The organism is Planktothricoides raciborskii GIHE-MW2 (assembly GCF_040564635.1).
In the GTDB taxonomy this organism is placed as follows: domain Bacteria; phylum Cyanobacteriota; class Cyanobacteriia; order Cyanobacteriales; family Laspinemataceae; genus Planktothricoides; species Planktothricoides raciborskii.
Map to the genome: position 1 here is coordinate 2214630 of NZ_CP159837.1, position 17673 is coordinate 2232302.

Below are 17673 nucleotides of genomic sequence, written 5' to 3' on the forward strand. Positions count from 1 at the left end.
GGAGCCGCCATCGGAGTGTGGGGGGTGGGGAATAATTAACAATTAACAATTGACAATTGACAATTAAAGACCATGATCAATTATCAATTGTCAATTATCAATTATTCCCTCTTCCCTGCACCCCTGCACCCCTGCCCCTACACCCTACACCCTACACCCTACACCCTAGATTAAGTATTCGCATCTAGGATCCGAGAGGGGATAAAGCGATCCATCCACTTTTCTAAATAAATCCGGTTGGCTTTTCGTTGTTCTGGGTCAGAGGTATCCAACGGATAAGGGGCTAGACCGCGAATGGCTGCTGTGGTGACACAAAACATGGATTTTTGAAATGTTTGGCAAATTAGCACCCGTAAATCATCTTCTCCCCGTTGACTTTTTTGGTATATTTCATGGAGATAATCCGGTAAAAAATGACGCATATCTTGCATTAACAAGGTCGGGGGAATTCCGGCTCCGCCAATGGGCAATGGATCGGCATACAAAGCCCCATACATGAACATACTTTGATCGAAGGGAATTTGATAGGCTTGGGCATTGAATGAAACTGTCCCCAAAAACGGCGTTCCCCGGAAGAATACGGCCTCAACATAAGGAACCGCTGTATCCATGAGGAAGGTTAAACCCGCCGATTCCGGGATAATTTCATAAACGCGATCGCCTACAGTAACTTTGTAGGTAATCGGTTGATTGGCAGCCGCGACTAAACCATTGAGGATATGGTCTACCACTTGGGGAATGGATTTAATTTTGCCGCGATCGTACAATTCAGATAAATCAATAAACATATCACTCATCACCCGCCAAAATTGCCCCAAGGCACTGTAGTAAGCCATTTGGCGCATTTGTTCCGGCAAAAATTCGGGAAATAGACGGTGAATGGTCAGCATCAGGGGATTGCTTTTTAATTTCTCTTGAATCAAGGCTTCTACCCTTTGGCGAAATTCTGGGGAGTCAACGTAAGTATCTAGACCGCCGCCTCCATGCCAAAGCATACATTTCATACAATATTCTGCATATTCAAAATTAATGCGATCGTGCCACCAGTGACGGAGTAAATTATGCAAAGAAACTTCCCCATTAAAATATTTGAAAAAGGGGAATAACACTAAAAATTGGTGGTCAGCATTGTAGATCAGATTCCGGGAGTAAGCATCTAAGACAATGCCATAACTTTTCAGAATCCCGACTACTTCAGTGACATTTTGGGGAGAATCTTTAAGTAAAGCTTCTCCCGATTCTAAGCGGTGAATATATTCAGCTAAAAGATGTTGAGAAGGTTTGAGATTTAAGGTGGGCATAGCAATTTATTCCGCTATTTTATTTGAGCAGGCAATATGGTCAAATCGAGAAAGTAGAGGGCAATCCCCCCTAAAAAAGGGCTTTCGCATTCGGATATTAAATTTGAGGGTTAACAAGAGAAATTATTGCCCGGTAAGGGCAAAGCATTCGGTGATTAATTCCTGATTATATGTACAATTTTGCTATGTAAGGGCAAAGCATTCGGTGATTAATTCCTGATTATATGTACAATTTTGCCATGTAAGGGCAAAGCATTCGGTGGTTAATTCCTGATTATATGTACAATTTTGCCATGTAAGGGCAAAGCATTCGGTGATTAATTCCTGATTATTGTAGGGGCGAATGCGCTCGTCGCCCCTACAGCCCCTACAGCCCCTACAGCCCCTACAGCCCCTACAGCCCCTACAGCCCCTACAGCCCCTACTACCCACCGCTACGGACGGCGATCGGGCTGACCACTGACGGTTGAGTGATGATTAAAGAGTTAATCCCCGCTTCACTCCAGCGGACTAACCAATTTGGTTGCAACCCAAAGGCAAAAATCAACACCATTAACACTAAAGCGGGAAGGCGATCGCGCCATTGGACTCTGGGTAAGTTGGTGACAATTGGCGACAGACGACCAAAAAAGACTCGGTTAATCATTAACAAGAAATAGACCGCTGTTAAACCCGTTGCCACCATACAGAATAATGTCTGCACCGGAAATACGGGAAAACTGCCGCGAAAGATCATAAATTCGGCAATAAATCCCACCATACCGGGAATTCCGGCACTAGCCATCACCCCTAAAACCATTAAGCTACCAATTAAGGGTAAGCCGCGTTCCGGGTTGAGTAGTCCTTGCAAGGCATTGACATCTCTGGTGCCGGTTTTTTTGTAAACGACTCCTACTAGGAAAAATAGAAAGGCGGAAATGAGACCGTGGCTAACCATTTGGGCGATCGCGGCGACCAAACTCAGGGGAGTGGCTGCGGCAAAGGCTAAGAGGATAAAGGCCATGTGAGCAATGGAGGAATAAGCCACCACTTTTTTCATATCTTGTTGGGCGATCGCACAAGATGTCCCATATAAGGCGCTCACCGCTGCCCAAGTTGCCAACCAAGGGGCGAGAAATGTCCAAGCTTCGGGAAACAAACCGACCCCAAACCGTAACATCCCATAAGTACCCAGTTTTAACAACACCCCAGCCAAGAGCATAGAAACCGGGGTTGAAGCTTCCACGTGAGCATCGGGCAACCAAGTATGCAAGGGGAAAAAGGGAATCTTAATCCCAAAGGCAATTAATAATCCGGCCAGGAGTAAAATTTGGGATTCTAAGGGTAAAGCGCTGGTGCGGAGGGGCTGATAATCAAAAGTGTTCGCCCCACTTAGCCAAACGACGCCTAAAAATGTCGCCAGGAGCAAAATCCCCGAAATTGCCGTATAGATCAGAAACTTCATCGCCGCATAAGCCCGACGCTGACCGCCCCAAATGGCAATTAGAAAATATAACGGGATCAGTTCTAGTTCATAGAACAGAAAAAATAACAGCATATCTTGGGCAAGAAATGCGCCAGACACGCCAATATTCAGCAGCAATAACAAGGCATAATACAAGCGGGGTCTTTCGATTTGGCGTTCGCTGGCCCAAATTGCCAGCACCGTCAAAAAACTGTTTAAACAGAGCATCGGCCAGGACAGTCCGTCCACTCCTAAGTGATAGTTCAGCCCAATGGGTTTAATCCACGGTAAATATTCAGAAAACTGCATCCCCGATTGCTGGGGGTCAAACTGTAACCCTAACAGTGCCGTCCAAACCAGTAGCGCGATCGCCACAATCAAAGCCACTAAACGATAAGCACTCTGGTGAATAGTTTTTGGCAACAAACTCAGGACAATCACGCCCACTAACGGCAACCAGACAAAAGCACTGAGCATTCTTAATTTCTCGCTCCATTAAACAACAAGACTACAGGATTAACCAATTGGCTTGCTAGTTACCCACGATCCAGGAAAACACCAGCAACAAACCAACGCCGATCATAATCGTCAAGATATAACCCTGAGACTGACCAGAAACGCTGTACTTGAGACTTTGACCACCAAACACCGTCGCCAGGGCTGCAAAGTTAACCAACCCATCCACCACATAGCGATCGAACCAGGAAGTCATCTTAGACAACAGATCCACGGCGGCCACCACCGTCAGCCGGTAGAATTTCTCAATATAAAAGTCATAAGCAAAAAAGTCTTGGACAAATCTCAAAGACTTTTGCATTGGTCTAGCCCAAGCCCGTCCCAACGAAATCATAAAACCGATCAAACAACCGATCGCCCCACTGAGGATCAAAAGAGGTAAAGCTAGTTGATTCAGCAGTCGTGCATTCGTCGCCCAAGGGCCAGTCCAAGAAAGCAAAAATTGCCATTGGTCTAAGATCAGCGGCACCAAGAAATTAAGGATGATTAAAGACACCATCGGCACCGCCATTGGCCAAGGAATTTCTGGGGCGCGGCGGGTTTTCGGTTGCGGTTCACCCAAAAACACCAGACGAAAGACGCGGGTTAAATTTAAAGCACTCAAAGCATTGACCAACAGCAAAATGCCAATCAGCCAAGCCGGGACTTCCCAAAAACCATTCACCCAGCGGCGCATAGTCCAAAATGTCCCCAAGGGCAACAGACAAACCAACCCAGCGGAACCCACCACAAACGCAGAAGTTGTCGCAGGCATCCGCGACCACAAACCCCCCATTTCCGTAATATTTTGATTATTGGTGGTGAGAATGATTGAACCAGTGCTCATAAATAACAGGGCTTTGGCGATCGCATGAGTAAACAGCAACAACAAAGCCACATCGATCTGCTGAAGACCTACCGCCAAAAACACCAAACCCAAATAAGCACTGGTGGAATGAGAAAGCGTCCGTTTAATATCAATTTGGGCCAAGGCCATCAAAGATGAACCAATTGCCGTCAAAGTCCCAATCACCACCAAAGCCACGGAAGCCACAGGAGACAAAGTAAAAACCGGATGCAGCTTAATCAGCACAAATGCACCGGCAGCCACCACCACCGAGTTTCGCATAATCGACGCAGGATTCGGCCCTTCCATCGCTTCATCCAGCCACAGATGCAAGGGAAACTGAGCACATTTGCCCAAAGGCCCCGCAATCAAAGATAAACCCAGCAACGTTTCTGTCAAAGGTGGCAAGTTCGATGAAGCTGCCCAATTTTCTAACTCACTAAAAGTCAGTCCTTCTCCGTAGGTGGAAAGTGCTACCAAGCCCATTAATAAAATGATATCCCCGACCCGCTTGGTTAAGAAAGCATCTCTCGCTGCGGTAACCACCAAAGGCTGGGCATACCAAAAACCGACCAACAGGTAAGTGGAAAGGGTCAGCATCTCCAACAGACCATAACTGAGCAATAAAGAATCGCTAATGGCAATTCCTGACAGCGCTCCTTCAAAAAAGCCCATCAGACCAAAGAAGCGGGCTAAAGCCCAGTCTTTTTCCATATAGCCCAGGGCATAGAGTTGTGCCAGTAAGCTGATACCCGTGACTAACTGCATCGCCCCCAAGCTGACCGGAGAAATTTCGATCGCCAACGACAAGTTTAAATCTGCCACTTGTAGCCAAGGCAATACTAGGTGGATCGGACTTATATTCAATGAATGAATAAACGCAATTGACCCATGAAAAAACGCCAATAAGGTCATCAGGATATTAAAGTAAGCCGCTGGACGTGACCCAGTTCTTCTAATAATGCCGATTGCCCAAGGCAGGGAGAAAATGGCTCCAATTAAGCCATAAACCGGAATAAACCAACAGGTATTCACTATAAACTGATTCAAGAAATCACTCCTTTAACAAAAACATTGACTGGTAAATTTACCTAAAAATGGTGATTTTTTAAATTATTTCATATTTTTAAACCGCTAACATTTAACATTTATCAATGTTTACCTAAAAATGAATCCATGCAAACATCTAAGGATGTCACCAAAGACTAGACTGAGTATTTTGACAGCTTAAGAAGCCGAAACCAATCTCACCAGCAGCGAGGGTTTTTTAGGCTGTATGCTTGAGAGATCTAAGCGATCTATATGTATAAGCGTTTCATCTGTCCTACTGAAATGAAAGTCTGAGGGGTCTTGGGCTTTGTGTCAAGGACTGCGCCAAAAATGATCGCTCGGTTTTGCCTAGAAATATGAGGATGCAGCAATTCCTCTGGTAATCGGGAATTAAGACCAAAAGTTAATCATCCCGTATGGATCAATGGGTATAGATAGATCGATGCATGGATATGGAGCAAGCGGTGCGATCGCCCCCCGATCACCCAATTTTGGTAGAGGAGATTCTCTCCACCACAAAGAACCTCCTGGAACCACCTTGACCACGGAGGTTTCTACTCATCCACTAGATCGGGGCTTCCCGTGCTGTCATAGCCATTGATTTCCGCACCAGATTGATGGAAAAATCAGATCTGTGGGCAATGCGATCCTTCCTGCCTAGGTCGTAATTTTCCCTCGATTTCCGGTGACGCGATCGGGGAATACACCGCCCCGACCACTGATAAACCAACGATCAACCAACGCAGTTAAATCTTAATAAAACTTAACAGATCGATCGCATCTTGTAATATAAACTTTTATTAAGTGGTAGATTTAAAAATATCATAAGGATTTATATTGTCAAAGGAACCATGCTTTCATATCCTAATGATATGGGAATGCTAAATTTTTTATTAAAGTGAGATGATGGCCTTTCCCGTCTAAAATTGTGCCTCCAGTGAATGCCTCAAGCTTTTTATGAGGAATCATGGGATTTGTGTAGCTGTTTTTGTCAGGTAGGCAGCGGATATCAGCGTGTCTTAATTTTTAATTACCTCAAAAAACATCTACTGCAAAAATATTAATGGCACGAATTTGCCCTAAAATTATTGAGTTGCAGAATTATTTTCGCGCATAAGAGAGGAAATCAAGAATGTCAATTGCTGTAGGAATGATTGAAACCAGAGGGTTCCCAGCAGTGGTGGAAGCCGCAGACTCAATGGTCAAAGCAGCTCGAGTTACACTCGTCGGTTATGAAAAAATTGGTTCAGGTCGCGTCACCGTGATCGTTCGCGGAGATGTGTCCGAAGTACAAGCATCTGTCGCTGCGGGAATTGATGCTGCCAATCGAGTCAATGGCGGGGAAGTCCTCTCCACCCACATTATTGCTCGTCCCCACGAAAACTTAGAATATGTTCTACCGATTCGGTACACCGAAGAAGTAGAACAATTCCGTTCTTACTAATCCGCCCAAAGCAGGCTGGCTGCCATTATCCTGGAAGCCTTAAAGAAATTTGTCATTGGTTATCAGTTGGTCGAAAAAAGTCAGTTTTTTTTACCGACTGCCTCGACTTGATGGAAAAGTCATTCCACAGCTTAACTTTTAACCGATGACGCCAAACCCCAGCCTAAATAAATGATGCGGTTTAACTGTTCGCAGACAAATTCCTGGCGCTGGGTGGGAGAGGGAACAGAACCCAACCGAACCCAGGTGATTGCCCTTGATTTTGACCGATCAACCGATCGATGGTTGCACACCGGCAGGGCAAATCCGTCAACATTCGTAAATCACACAGATCACAAAGGCATAAAAACCTATGGCCATTGCAGTTGGAATGATTGAAACTTTAGGCTTTCCTGGAGTAGTGGAAGCCGCAGATTCAATGGTAAAAGCCGCTAGGGTAACCCTGGTAGGGTATGAAAAAATTGGTTCAGGTCGCGTCACCGTTATTGTGCGCGGCGATGTTTCCGAAGTACAAGCTTCCGTATCAGCAGGCGTTGATTCCGTCAAACAGCGGGTGAAAGGGGGTCAGGTACTCTCGACTCATATTATTGCCCGTCCTCACGAAAACTTGGAATATGTTTTACCCATTCGGTACACAGAAGCCGTAGCACAATTCCGCGATAGCTATAACACACCAATTCGTCGGTAATCTCTAAATAATGCAACTTGCCAAGGTTCGGGGAACAGTCGTTGGCACGCATAAATTACAAAGCCTGACCGGAGTTAAATTGCTGCTACTCCAATATATAGACGAGCAAGGCAACCCCTTGCCCAACTATGAAGTGGCAGCGGATTTAGTCGGGGCAGGTTTCGATGAATGGGTGCTGGTGAGCCGTGGCAGTGCGGCTCGTCAGGAAAGAAGTTACGAGGAGCGTCCGGTGGATGCTTTAGTCGTGGCCATCATTGATACAGTAACGGTTGAAAATCGGTTGCTGTACAGCAAAAAAGAGCAATACCGTTAGATTTTTGGGGTAAAAGTAGGATTCTTATAAAATTGCACCATTTTTATCCATATTCAGACCACAACATGATTGTTAAATTAGGAGGATTTGAGCGATGGTAGTCCGCAAAAGAGCGGCTCCCCCAACTCCTTGGTCAAAAAATTTGGCCGAACCCCAGATTGATCCATCCGCTTATGTGCATTCTTTCTCCAATATAATTGGCGATGTTCGGATCGGAGCCCAGGTCCTAGTTTCCCCGGGAACTTCGATCAGAGCGGATGAAGGATCTCCTTTCTATATAGGTGATAGCACAAATATTCAAGATGGGGTAGTGATTCATGGTCTAGAGAAAGGCCAAGTCATTGGAGACGATCACAATAGCTATTCCGTCTGGATTGGCAAAAATTCTTGTATTACTCACATGGCGCTGATTCATGGGCCAGCTTATGTGGGAGATAACTGCTTTATTGGTTTTCGCTCGACTATCTTTAATGCGCGAGTGGGATCCGGTTCGATTGTAATGATGCACGCCTTAGTTCAGGATGTGGAAATTCCTCCGGGTAAGTATGTGGCATCAGGAGCAGTGATTACCAATCAGCAACAAGCAGATCGCCTGCCAGATGTTCAAGAAGCCGACTTACAATTTGCCCATCACGTTGTCCAAATTAATGAGGCTTTGCTGGCAGGCTACCGTTGTGCAGAAAGCGAGGCTTGTATTGCGCCAATTCGTGAGCAAGCTGGTAGTGATAAGAAAAATGATTCTGAAGTAGAGACGAAAATAGCCTGGACAGGGAGTACAAGCATGAATCAAGAAATTGTAGAGCAGGTTAGATCCCTGCTGGCTCAAGGGTATCGGATCGGTACTGAATACGCAGACGAACGTCGGTTTAAAACTAGCTCCTGGCGCAGTGGTGCCCCGATTCAAGGACAACAAGTTCAGGCAGTTTTAGCCGAGTTGGAAGCAGTGGTGGCCGATCACCCTGGGGAATATGTTCGGATTATTGGCATTGATCCGCAAGTTAAGCGTCGGGTTTTGGAATTGACGATTCAACGACCCAACGATCAGCCCCAAAAATTCACCGCCGCTGCCGCTGCCGCTCCTAGTGTGAGCCAAGGTGTCAGCAGTGGTGGCAGTGCCGCTTTAAGTCAAGATATTAGTTCTCAGGTGCGATCGCTCCTCGCTCAAGGGTATCGGGTGGGGGTTGAACACGCCGATGAACGTCGCTTTAAGACCAGTTCCTGGAAAACCGGCGCACCGATTCAATCGGCGAATCCTCAACAAGCGGTTGCCGAATTACAAGCGGCTTTGGCTGAATATGCCGGAGAGTATGTCCGTCTGATTGGCATTGACCCCAAAGCCAAGCGCCGAGTTTTGGAATTGGTTGTCCAACGACCCGGTGAAACCGCACCTAGCTTGACGGGTAGTGCCGCAAGTCCAGCAGTGGCCAAAACATCCAGCAATGGTGGCGTTAGTGCGGCCTTAAATCAGGATCTTACGGCGCAAATTACTTCCCTGTTGGCTCAAGGCTATCGGATCGGCACAGAACACGCTGATGAACGTCGGTTTAAAACCAGTTCTTGGCAGACTTGCCCCCTGATTGAAGCAACTCGTGCCGATCAAGTGCTGGCAGAACTGCAAGCTTGTCTGGCAGAGCATCAAGGGGAATATGTCCGCTTGATTGGCATCGATCCCAAAGCCAAACGTCGGGTGCTAGAAACCCTGATTCAGCGGCCAAATCAAGCGGTCAAAGTGGCGACTACTGCCACCGCAGCGGCTCCCAGTGCCCGTAGTTATACCAGCAATGGCAGCAGTTCCAGCAGCTATGGTTCGGTTGGTAGCAGCAGCTTGAGTGCCGAAACGATCCAACAAGTGCGATCGCTCCTGGCTCAAGGATATCGCATTGGCACGGAACACACCGACGTGCGCCGCTTTAAGATCAGTTCTTGGCAAAGCTGCTCCCCCATCGAATCCCAACGAGAAGTCGATGTGATTGCCGCCCTAGAAGCTTGTCTCAAAGAGCATGACGGCGAATACGTGCGATTACTAGGGATTGATACCAAAGCCAAGCGCCGGGTGGCGGAAACCATTATCCAACGACCCACCGCAGCGGTTCGCTAGATCGTAGGGGCTGTAGGGGATGAACGCATTCGGGCAATAATTTCTCTGGTTAAACCTCAAATTTAATATCCGAATGCGAAAGCCCGGACAAAGCAGTCAGCCACCAGGGTACAGCTTTCTCTGTACCTAGCTGAAAGCTCAACCCTGAAAGCTGACTGCTGAAAGCCGACTGCTGAAAGCTGACTGCTTATTTCCAGATTTTCTCGCTGTGGTTCCATCTTCATGTACTTACCGCCTCTGCAAGCAGTTCATAACGCCGAGCTTTACCAGACTGGTGATGTCACCGTCGATCCTTCTGCGGTAATTGGTCTAGGAGTCATCTTACAAGCCTCTCCCAAAGGTCGGATTCTGATTGGTGCCGGAGCCTGTTTGGGGATGGGCACGATCATCAATGCCTGTGAAGGCACGATAGAAATCGAATCCGGTGCAGTATTGGGGCCGGGAGTTTTGATGATTGGCCAAGGCAAAGTTGGTGCTAATGCTAGTATTGGCGCTGTTAGCACACTTTTTAACGCTTCGATTCCGCCGATGCAAGTCTTAGCCGCTGGTTCAGTGATCGGACAGATTGCGGCTAAGGTTTTGTCTGAGTCAGGCAGATCGCCGACTCAGCAGCAATCAAAGGTCAACCCTGAAATATCAGCGGTTGAAACCGTTGAACCAACCGAGTCATCACTCCCAGTTGCAGAATCAGCATCATCTCAACCTACCGGGACGACTAATGATAAGTCTCCACTGACGACCGACGAGGCAGAAAATTCCGATCGGTCTCCACTGACGACAGATGAAGCAGAAAATTCCGATCGGTCTCCACTGACAACAGAGGAGGCAGAAAATTCTTATGAGATATCTGGGGGAGAAACCTCTCAGCCGCAGTTGACCAACGATGCCGATCCAGGATCGGTGCCAACTCCTGGGACTCCTATCTATGGTCAAATTTATATTAGTCGGATGTTAGGAACGATTTTTCCCCAGGGAAAAGCAATCAACCGCCGACCATAAAATAATCCGTAAGTTGTAAATTTTGTTTTATGATTTCGCCTTGGCACTAGGGAAATCTCAACGGTGCTAAATCACTTGGTAAAAAAATCCAAAAAATGTACCAATTTGTTGTAGGATATTTCACCAAGTGATTCTTTTGACGAGAGTAAATACTCCTAGATGACCTTCAAGGTAGGCCGTGAATGCGGCACCTAGTTCGGGCGATTCCCTCCAGGCGGATCGCTTTAGCATCGCGCCGTGAATGTCTCCCCTGAATCTATCGTTAATTATTTTTTTGGTTCCGCCAAGATTTAACCTCCTAGAGGTGGCAAACATTGTTTGGTTGAGATGGTTGGCCTTGAGAAAAAATTATCAGAGATAAATAGGATCTCTTGTCGCCGACAATCCAAGAAACCAAGCTAAGTGAATGTGAATTTTTGCGGAGGGTGATTTAAGGTCAAACCTTTGCGCGGAAAAGCTTTTCCGTGGATGACAGACCAAAGATAAGCCCTGTAAATATCTAGAAATTAAGGGGGGGCTCAAAAACGATGATTGGTTAATTTACCTCAGCTTTGGAAAAAAACTGAGTGCTTTTTCATGTCTATTTTTTATTTATAGCTAATTAGAGTGATTCATGTAAATAATGAGTCATTACATTCGGCTGTGTAAAGAAATATGTAGAAATTTTGTGATTAATTAAACTAATGTAATTTAAAATAACAAACTATCAAAAGTTTGGCAAAAAAAATTTGGAAATTTTGCTAAAAATGATCCGATTCGTGGTAAAGTATCCGAAACAAGAAAAACGACGAGCTAAATAAAAAGTCTGAAGTCTGACTTTTACTAAAGATTGTTATCTTTCTTAACATGGCGCTCGAAAAGGCGATCTAGCGATCGCTGTATAAATTGTTAAACCTAAAAACACCTCTTTATATAGGAGGAAATCCCACATGGTACAAGCCAAATCCGCCGGATATGCAGCAGGGGTAAAAGACTACCGCCTGACCTATTACACTCCCGACTACACCCCCAAAGATACCGATTTGCTGGCCGCGTTTCGGATGACCCCTCAACCGGGCGTCCCTCCAGAAGAAGCTGGCGCCGCTGTGGCCGCTGAATCTTCTACCGGAACCTGGACCACAGTTTGGACTGACCTCCTGACTGACTTGGATCGTTACAAAGGCCGTTGCTATCATATTGAACCTGTTAAGAACGAAGACAATCAATATATTTGCTTCGTCGCTTATCCCCTGGATCTATTTGAAGAAGGGTCTGTCACCAACATCCTGACCTCTATCGTGGGGAACGTATTTGGCTTTAAAGCCCTGCGTGCTCTGCGTCTGGAAGATATTCGCTTCCCCGTTGCTTTGGTGAAAACCTTCCAAGGCCCACCGCACGGTATCGTGGTTGAGCGTGACTTGTTGAACAAGTACGGTCGTCCCTTACTCGGTTGCACCATTAAGCCAAAACTGGGTCTGTCCGGTAAGAACTACGGTCGGGCCGTTTACGAGTGCTTACGCGGTGGCTTGGACTTTACCAAGGATGATGAAAACATCAACTCCCAGCCCTTCATGCGTTGGCGCGATCGCTTCCTGTTCGTTGCTGAAGCTATTAAGAAAGCTGAAGCCGAAACTGGGGAAGTTAAAGGTCACTACCTGAACGTCACCGCTGCTACTTGCGAAGAAATGCTCAAGCGGGCTGAGTTCGTGAAAGAACTGGAAATGCCCATTCTGATGCACGACTATCTGACGGGTGGTTTCACTGCAAATACTACCCTGGCCAAATGGTGCCGTGACAATGGAATTCTGATGCACATTCACCGCGCTATGCACGCTGTGATCGACCGTCAGAAGAACCACGGGATCCACTTCCGCGTGTTGGCCAAGTGCTTGCGTCTCTCTGGTGGCGACCACCTGCACTCTGGAACCGTTGTGGGTAAACTCGAAGGCGAACGCGGCATTACTATGGGCTTCGTAGACTTGATGCGCGAAGACCATATCGAAGAAGATCGCGATCGCGGTATCTACTTTACTCAAGATTGGGCTTCCTTACCTGGAGTCATGCCAGTTGCTTCTGGCGGTATCCACGTATGGCATATGCCTGCTCTGGTGGAAATCTTCGGTGATGATTCTTGCTTGCAATTCGGTGGTGGCACCCTCGGTCACCCCTGGGGTAACGCACCAGGTGCAACTGCCAACCGTGTCGCTCTGGAAGCTTGTATCCAAGCCCGTAACGAAGGCCGCAGCTTGGCTCGCGAAGGTAATGATGTTATCCGCGAAGCTTGCAAATGGTCTCCTGAATTGGCTGCCGCTTGCGAACTCTGGAAAGAAATCAAGTTCGAGTTTGAAGCGGTGGATACAGTCTGATTTTGTCCCTGCTATATAGTGGGGTGGGACGGGACAGGGAAAACAGGCATGGATTCAAAGCAAGTTGTTAAACAGACGGCCAAAGTTGTGCAAAATTACCTGACTTACCAGGCAGTACGCACAGTGATTGACCAATTAACAGAAACGAACCCACCTCTAGCGATTTGGTTTAGGCAATATTCCTCGGGATACAATTTCCAGGAAGCCGAAACCTATTTACAAGAGTTGATGCAGGAAAACAAAGAATTAGCCCTGCGGATTATGACAGTTCGCGAAGACCTGGCAGAGAGAGTCTTGGAATTTCTGCCGCCAATGGTTAGCGCGAATATCGGCCAGGATAATATGGAACACCGGCGTCAACTCTTGGAACGCATTACCTACTCGCCCTTTTATGCCACAGATATAGCAGATGCTTCTCATCCAGAGTTAGATATTAACGATTCCACAAATTGAACATTTTTGACTGAGTAGAAAAAACTATGAGAACTCTGCCAAAAGAGCGTCGCTACGAAACCCTTTCTTATTTGCCCCCTTTGAGCGATCAGCAAATTGCCAAGCAAGTGCAATATATGATCGACCAAGGTCTGATTCCTGCGGTTGAGTTTAACGAAACTTCTAATCCCAAAGATTACTACTGGACTATGTGGAAGCTGCCCCTGTTTGGTGCTCGCAGTCCTCAAGAAGTCCTGAACGAAGTTCGCGAATGCCGCAATGAATACCCCAATTGCTATATCCGCGTGATGGGTTTTGACAATATTAAGCAGTGCCAGTCCATTAGCTTTATTGTGAACAAGCCCTCTCAAAGCCGCTTCTAATTCGGTTTTGTTGAAATAATTTGAGAAAGTAGCGGGAGAATTTAAGTTTTCTCGCTATTTTCTGCTGGGAATATTTTAAAATTCAGTCGGCTAATCACTGCGGGAAATTTTTGAGCATCAAGAGGAATAAAATGCCTGATACTGAAACAACTTCTATTGATATTTGTGTCGAGATATTCCTGGAATGTAATCAGGCGATCGCTCAAGGATCATTAATTAGTCGTCTCAATCGCCAGGATAAAGAATTTCACTTTCAAAACTGGTTTGAACAGCGGTTAAAAGAAACCAAAGTTTACTACGAACAGCCCGGTCGCAATTCCTACCCTGATTTCACCTTGGTTCAAGCTCCTATGGGATATGAAGTCAAGGGTTTAGCATGGCCTGGTAGAGAAGCTGATTACGATTGTAACAGCCAAGTTCCTTCAGGCTGCCACAATGGACGGACTATTTACTATGTATTTGGTAGATATCCATCCGGTGCAAATGAAAACGAATACCCGGTGATTGATTTAATTATCTGTCATGGCGATTTTTTAAATTCAAACCATGACTACATCCACAAAAACAAAAGTTTTTCTGGCTTTGGTAGTTACGGGGATTTAAAGATTCGTGACAGAAAAATGTATATTGCTCCAACACCTTACGGGCTTCTTACTGGAGTGGATAGACAAGTTACGCTGATTTTGCCGCAAGATTATCCACAAGATTCCAGACTTCAATCTGTTGGTAATCTAACTCGTATAGAAGCAGATCAACAAGTAATCGGCTATTCATTTAATTTAAATACTAACCAAATTATGCCAGAATATCAAAAAAACCCATCGTCAGGGAAAACTCATTCTTTTGTCGCGTATCGCCCGCGAGGTATTAATAGCCCAGCGGTGGCGATGAAGCATCCATAATTGCTTAGTTAGTAATAATTTTAAATTTTAAATTTAACTTTTCCCATGTCTTTTAGCAAACATAATTATTCGGTGTTAAGCCTTTTCTCAGGGGCGGGGGGATTAGATTTGGGTTTTGAAGCGGCAGGATTTAGATTATTAGAGGCGATCGATATTAATCCTTGGTGCATTCAAACCCTACAAAAAAATCGCCCAAACTGGCAAGTTATTTTAGGGGATGTCCGCGATTATTATCCAGAAAAACAACCTGATGTTTTGCTGGCTGGTGTTCCCTGTCAAGGATTTTCCCTGGGTGGTAATCGTCAAGCTAATGATAGCAGAAATATGCTTTACAAGGAAGTGATTCGGGTGGCGAAATTTTGCCAACCGCGAATTGTTTTAATCGAAAATGTGCTGAACCTACGCACGATGAAGTCGCCGGAAACAAATCTACCGTTTAATGAGCAAATTATTCAGGAATTTGAGCAGATTGGTTATCAGGTTTTTCACGATATTTTTAAGGTTTGCTATTATGGAGTTCCCCAAACTCGGAGGCGATTTGTGTTTATTGCTTTTAGAGAAAAAGCTCCTTTAGGCTATTATTTGCCACCGCCAGGGGAAATCACTACTATTCGCGATTTTCTTTATGATTTGGCTCACGGAAAAGGGACAAATTTACCAAATCATCATCCTGAATGGGGTTTTAATAGTAAAGTACATCGAGAAACCGGAGAACCCTTTGATATAACTGAAGAAGTTGTGCCAGTAAGATTGTCGAGAACTGCATCGGATGGTCATCCAATTCGCTCTTTTGATGCTCCTTTTCCGGCGATCGATACGGCGACAATTTGGGGATGGGCGCAGGGAAATGTGGTGGCGAATCGATATTTTAAAGATCCTTTTTTAAGCCAGCATTCAAAAGGGGGAGAACGGCTTTGGCGATTGAGTGCTTCACGAATTCGGTCTTTTAGCGATCGCGAATATGCTCGGTTACAAACTTTTCCCGATGATTGGGTATTTATGGGGAAGACAAAACGGGATATTCATCGGCAAATTGGTAATGCGGTGCCGGTGGAATTTGCTAAAGTTATTGCCCAGAATATAAAGAAAGCCCTGGAATGTTTGGATCGGCAAAAAAGATTTACGGAACAGTTAGAGCAATGTGCTGATTTTTGGCAACTTTCTTTGTTTTAGAATAATCTGCTTTTTTTGGTCATTTCTGAGTAGGAATCCTTGTAGGGGCGAAGCATGAACGCCGATATTTGTCGGCGAACAAATTAATTTTCATACGGTCATGCAACGCCGCCCTTAGCAGCCGTGTGGGTTCCAACCCAGAATTAACTGCCGGTCAGGGCGGCGTTGCATTCGGGGAAAAACTTAACTGTTCAAAGCCAGAATTAACTGCCTGGATATGCTTTCGCTATGCCGTCAGGCTTTATGCTTTCATACTTGATTAGGTAAGGGCGAAGCATTCGGGTAAAAAGGATGGGGTAGCGGATGGGCAGCGGATGGGTCAAGAAACCGAGTTTCTTAACCAAGTTTCGGTTTTGTTGCAGAGGTTGTCGCAGAAACCCGGTTTCTGGGTTTGGGTGGGGGTGAAGAAACCGGGACTCGCTGCTTTGCATCCCACAGATAACTGTGATATCTGGAAAAGAAACCCGGTTTCTGGGTATTGTAAGCCTTAGCCTATAAGAGTTGATCGGAAACGGAGAGGGTGGGATTTGAACCCACGGTAGCTTTCGCTACACTCGATTTCAAGTCGAGCGCAATCGACCACTCTGCCACCTCTCCAGGACAGCTTTTTGCATAGCTGTATTTGATTATATCACGTTATCACAGATTATCACAGATTATCACAGATTACCACAAATTACCACATTTTACTTACGCCGATTGCGCGATCGCATCTATTTTTCGCCGATAAATTATTTCTTCGGAGATGATCTGAGATTGGTGGTTGACCCAAACAATGCAGATATCGCTGACAATGCCTTGGTTTAAGGTGATCAGGGAAAAGTTTCGCTGTTTTTCCCCCCGGATCTGGACAATGCGAGGCACGATCGCCCCATTATAATAAACGGTGCCTTCGGGACTGACCTCAACACATTGACGCAAGGTTTCTTGGGTATGCTTCAGCTTATGGTGCATATGTCCAAAGGTGACGAGGGGAATGGTTTTCCCCAGTTGACGAGTTTGAGCGATCGCCGCTTCTAAGTCTGGATCGCCATAGTCACCGCCGATCGGTTTCCAGTCTTTGCCACAAATATCTTCCGGGCGATCGCCCAACCCAGTCGGCCCATTATGACTTAAAAATATTACCGTATCATAAGCGGACAGGCGGGCGGCGGCGACAATTCTGGCGGTAGACTCCTGCATATTCAGCACTCCAAACCAGTCTCGATAAAAATCTGCATATTTCCAACTCGGCCCACCATAACTAAAAGGTCTGCCACCGACCACCGATAATCGGAAATCGGCAAAATCCAACTTTTCATAACCCACGTGAGTTGCCCCCAGTAAATCTAGTTGTGCTTGCAGCCGATTTTCTAGTTGCGGATTGTAGGGACATTTTTTTCTACCCCAAGGAGTGGCGGTGTAAACGGCGTCATGGTTGCCTAAAATTACTGCTTTCGGGGTTTCTAAAGCGGCAACTTGTTGCACCACAGAGACAGATTCATTGCCAAAATCCCCCACGAATAAGACTAAATCAACTCCTAAATGCGCGATCGCCTCATTATCTGCCGCTTCCCATTGTTCGTGAACATCCCCAACCACGGCAATTTTTATGGGTGGTTCTGCCTTGATTGGATGTTGCATGATAGACTTCCTAATGATTACATGATATAGACCAGTAAAATTTTATCATTTTTATCATCAAAAATATCATCAAAAGTTGGCCGATATCAATCGGTAATTTTAATTAAATTTAACCACTTTAGTATTATTTTATGCT

At 45.8% G+C, this 17673-nt stretch carries 15 protein-coding genes and 1 tRNA gene; 11 read left to right on the forward strand and 5 right to left on the reverse strand.

Annotated features, from left to right (window positions below; genetic code table 11):
- Nucleotides 1–170: 170 nt before the first annotated feature.
- From ABWT76_RS09355 to ABWT76_RS09365, 3 genes are all read right to left on the reverse strand, one after another.
- Nucleotides 171–1301 carry a CO2 hydration protein gene (locus ABWT76_RS09355; protein ID WP_054465687.1) on the reverse strand — a complete coding sequence of 377 codons (1131 nt, stop codon included), beginning with the start codon at nucleotides 1299–1301 and terminating at the stop codon, nucleotides 171–173.
- 424 nt (nucleotides 1302–1725) lie between these two features.
- Nucleotides 1726–3222 carry an NADH-quinone oxidoreductase subunit M gene (locus ABWT76_RS09360; RefSeq protein WP_054465688.1) on the reverse strand — a complete coding sequence of 499 codons (1497 nt, stop codon included), beginning with the start codon at nucleotides 3220–3222 and terminating at the stop codon, nucleotides 1726–1728.
- A 55-nt stretch (nucleotides 3223–3277) separates the two neighbouring features.
- Nucleotides 3278–5137, reverse strand: coding sequence for an NAD(P)H-quinone oxidoreductase subunit F (locus ABWT76_RS09365; protein WP_054465689.1), 1860 nt, complete (start codon nucleotides 5135–5137; stop codon nucleotides 3278–3280).
- Between the two features lie 1132 nt (nucleotides 5138–6269).
- Between ABWT76_RS09365 and ABWT76_RS09370 the strand changes: the two genes are divergently transcribed.
- The 11 genes from ABWT76_RS09370 (at nucleotide 6270) to ABWT76_RS09420 (ending at nucleotide 16405) form a co-directional block, all read left to right on the forward strand.
- Nucleotides 6270–6581 carry a carbon dioxide-concentrating mechanism protein CcmK gene (locus tag ABWT76_RS09370; protein ID WP_054465690.1) on the forward strand — a complete coding sequence of 104 codons (312 nt, stop codon included), beginning with the start codon at nucleotides 6270–6272 and terminating at the stop codon, nucleotides 6579–6581.
- A gap of 352 nt (nucleotides 6582–6933) precedes the next feature.
- A complete protein-coding gene (locus ABWT76_RS09375; protein ID WP_054465691.1) occupies nucleotides 6934–7269 on the forward strand; it encodes a carbon dioxide-concentrating mechanism protein CcmK in 336 nt (111 codons plus the stop codon).
- A gap of 10 nt (nucleotides 7270–7279) precedes the next feature.
- Entirely contained in the window at nucleotides 7280–7582 is a 303-nt protein-coding gene (locus ABWT76_RS09380; protein WP_054465692.1) for a EutN/CcmL family microcompartment protein, read from the forward strand.
- A 94-nt stretch (nucleotides 7583–7676) separates the two neighbouring features.
- Nucleotides 7677–9680, forward strand: a complete 2004-nt coding sequence (locus ABWT76_RS09385) for a ribulose bisphosphate carboxylase small subunit (protein WP_054465693.1) — start codon at nucleotides 7677–7679, stop codon at nucleotides 9678–9680.
- A 222-nt stretch (nucleotides 9681–9902) separates the two neighbouring features.
- Nucleotides 9903–10679 carry a hypothetical protein gene (locus tag ABWT76_RS09390; RefSeq protein WP_054465694.1) on the forward strand — a complete coding sequence of 259 codons (777 nt, stop codon included), beginning with the start codon at nucleotides 9903–9905 and terminating at the stop codon, nucleotides 10677–10679.
- A gap of 929 nt (nucleotides 10680–11608) precedes the next feature.
- Nucleotides 11609–13024, forward strand: coding sequence for a form I ribulose bisphosphate carboxylase large subunit (locus tag ABWT76_RS09395; RefSeq protein ID WP_054465696.1), 1416 nt, complete (start codon nucleotides 11609–11611; stop codon nucleotides 13022–13024).
- 48 nt (nucleotides 13025–13072) lie between these two features.
- Complete coding sequence (locus ABWT76_RS09400; protein ID WP_054465697.1) at nucleotides 13073–13477, forward strand: chaperonin family protein RbcX; 405 nt, start codon at nucleotides 13073–13075, stop codon at nucleotides 13475–13477.
- Between the two features lie 26 nt (nucleotides 13478–13503).
- The gene (locus ABWT76_RS09405) at nucleotides 13504–13839 is read left to right on the forward strand and encodes a ribulose bisphosphate carboxylase small subunit (protein WP_054465698.1); all 336 of its coding nucleotides are present in this window, start codon (nucleotides 13504–13506) and stop codon (nucleotides 13837–13839) included.
- A gap of 131 nt (nucleotides 13840–13970) precedes the next feature.
- Nucleotides 13971–14741, forward strand: coding sequence for a hypothetical protein (locus tag ABWT76_RS09410; RefSeq protein WP_054465699.1), 771 nt, complete (start codon nucleotides 13971–13973; stop codon nucleotides 14739–14741).
- 45 nt (nucleotides 14742–14786) lie between these two features.
- Complete coding sequence (locus ABWT76_RS09415) at nucleotides 14787–15914, forward strand: DNA cytosine methyltransferase (protein ID WP_054465700.1); 1128 nt, start codon at nucleotides 14787–14789, stop codon at nucleotides 15912–15914.
- Between the two features lie 314 nt (nucleotides 15915–16228).
- Complete coding sequence (locus tag ABWT76_RS09420) at nucleotides 16229–16405, forward strand: hypothetical protein (RefSeq protein ID WP_156331637.1); 177 nt, start codon at nucleotides 16229–16231, stop codon at nucleotides 16403–16405.
- A gap of 21 nt (nucleotides 16406–16426) precedes the next feature.
- Here the strand turns inward: ABWT76_RS09420 and ABWT76_RS09425 are convergent.
- Both ABWT76_RS09425 and ABWT76_RS09430 read right to left on the reverse strand, forming a co-directional pair.
- A tRNA-Ser gene (locus tag ABWT76_RS09425) sits at nucleotides 16427–16511 on the reverse strand.
- A gap of 93 nt (nucleotides 16512–16604) precedes the next feature.
- The gene (locus tag ABWT76_RS09430) at nucleotides 16605–17537 is read right to left on the reverse strand and encodes a TIGR04168 family protein (RefSeq protein WP_054465701.1); all 933 of its coding nucleotides are present in this window, start codon (nucleotides 17535–17537) and stop codon (nucleotides 16605–16607) included.
- Nucleotides 17538–17673: the final 136 nt, after the last annotated feature.

Coding starts and splice junctions, on each gene's coding strand:
- ABWT76_RS09355 (WP_054465687.1), bottom strand. CDS start 1,301: ATGCCCACCTTAAATCTCAAACCTTCTCAACATCTTTTAGCTGAATAT.
- ABWT76_RS09360 (WP_054465688.1), bottom strand. CDS start 3,222: ATGCTCAGTGCTTTTGTCTGGTTGCCGTTAGTGGGCGTGATTGTCCTG.
- ABWT76_RS09370 (WP_054465690.1), top strand. CDS start 6,270: ATGTCAATTGCTGTAGGAATGATTGAAACCAGAGGGTTCCCAGCAGTG.
- ABWT76_RS09375 (WP_054465691.1), top strand. CDS start 6,934: ATGGCCATTGCAGTTGGAATGATTGAAACTTTAGGCTTTCCTGGAGTA.
- ABWT76_RS09380 (WP_054465692.1), top strand. CDS start 7,280: ATGCAACTTGCCAAGGTTCGGGGAACAGTCGTTGGCACGCATAAATTA.
- ABWT76_RS09385 (WP_054465693.1), top strand. CDS start 7,677: ATGGTAGTCCGCAAAAGAGCGGCTCCCCCAACTCCTTGGTCAAAAAAT.
- ABWT76_RS09390 (WP_054465694.1), top strand. CDS start 9,903: ATGTACTTACCGCCTCTGCAAGCAGTTCATAACGCCGAGCTTTACCAG.
- ABWT76_RS09395 (WP_054465696.1), top strand. CDS start 11,609: ATGGTACAAGCCAAATCCGCCGGATATGCAGCAGGGGTAAAAGACTAC.
- ABWT76_RS09400 (WP_054465697.1), top strand. CDS start 13,073: ATGGATTCAAAGCAAGTTGTTAAACAGACGGCCAAAGTTGTGCAAAAT.
- ABWT76_RS09405 (WP_054465698.1), top strand. CDS start 13,504: ATGAGAACTCTGCCAAAAGAGCGTCGCTACGAAACCCTTTCTTATTTG.
- ABWT76_RS09410 (WP_054465699.1), top strand. CDS start 13,971: ATGCCTGATACTGAAACAACTTCTATTGATATTTGTGTCGAGATATTC.
- ABWT76_RS09415 (WP_054465700.1), top strand. CDS start 14,787: ATGTCTTTTAGCAAACATAATTATTCGGTGTTAAGCCTTTTCTCAGGG.
- ABWT76_RS09420 (WP_156331637.1), top strand. CDS start 16,229: ATGGGTCAAGAAACCGAGTTTCTTAACCAAGTTTCGGTTTTGTTGCAG.
- ABWT76_RS09430 (WP_054465701.1), bottom strand. CDS start 17,537: ATGCAACATCCAATCAAGGCAGAACCACCCATAAAAATTGCCGTGGTT.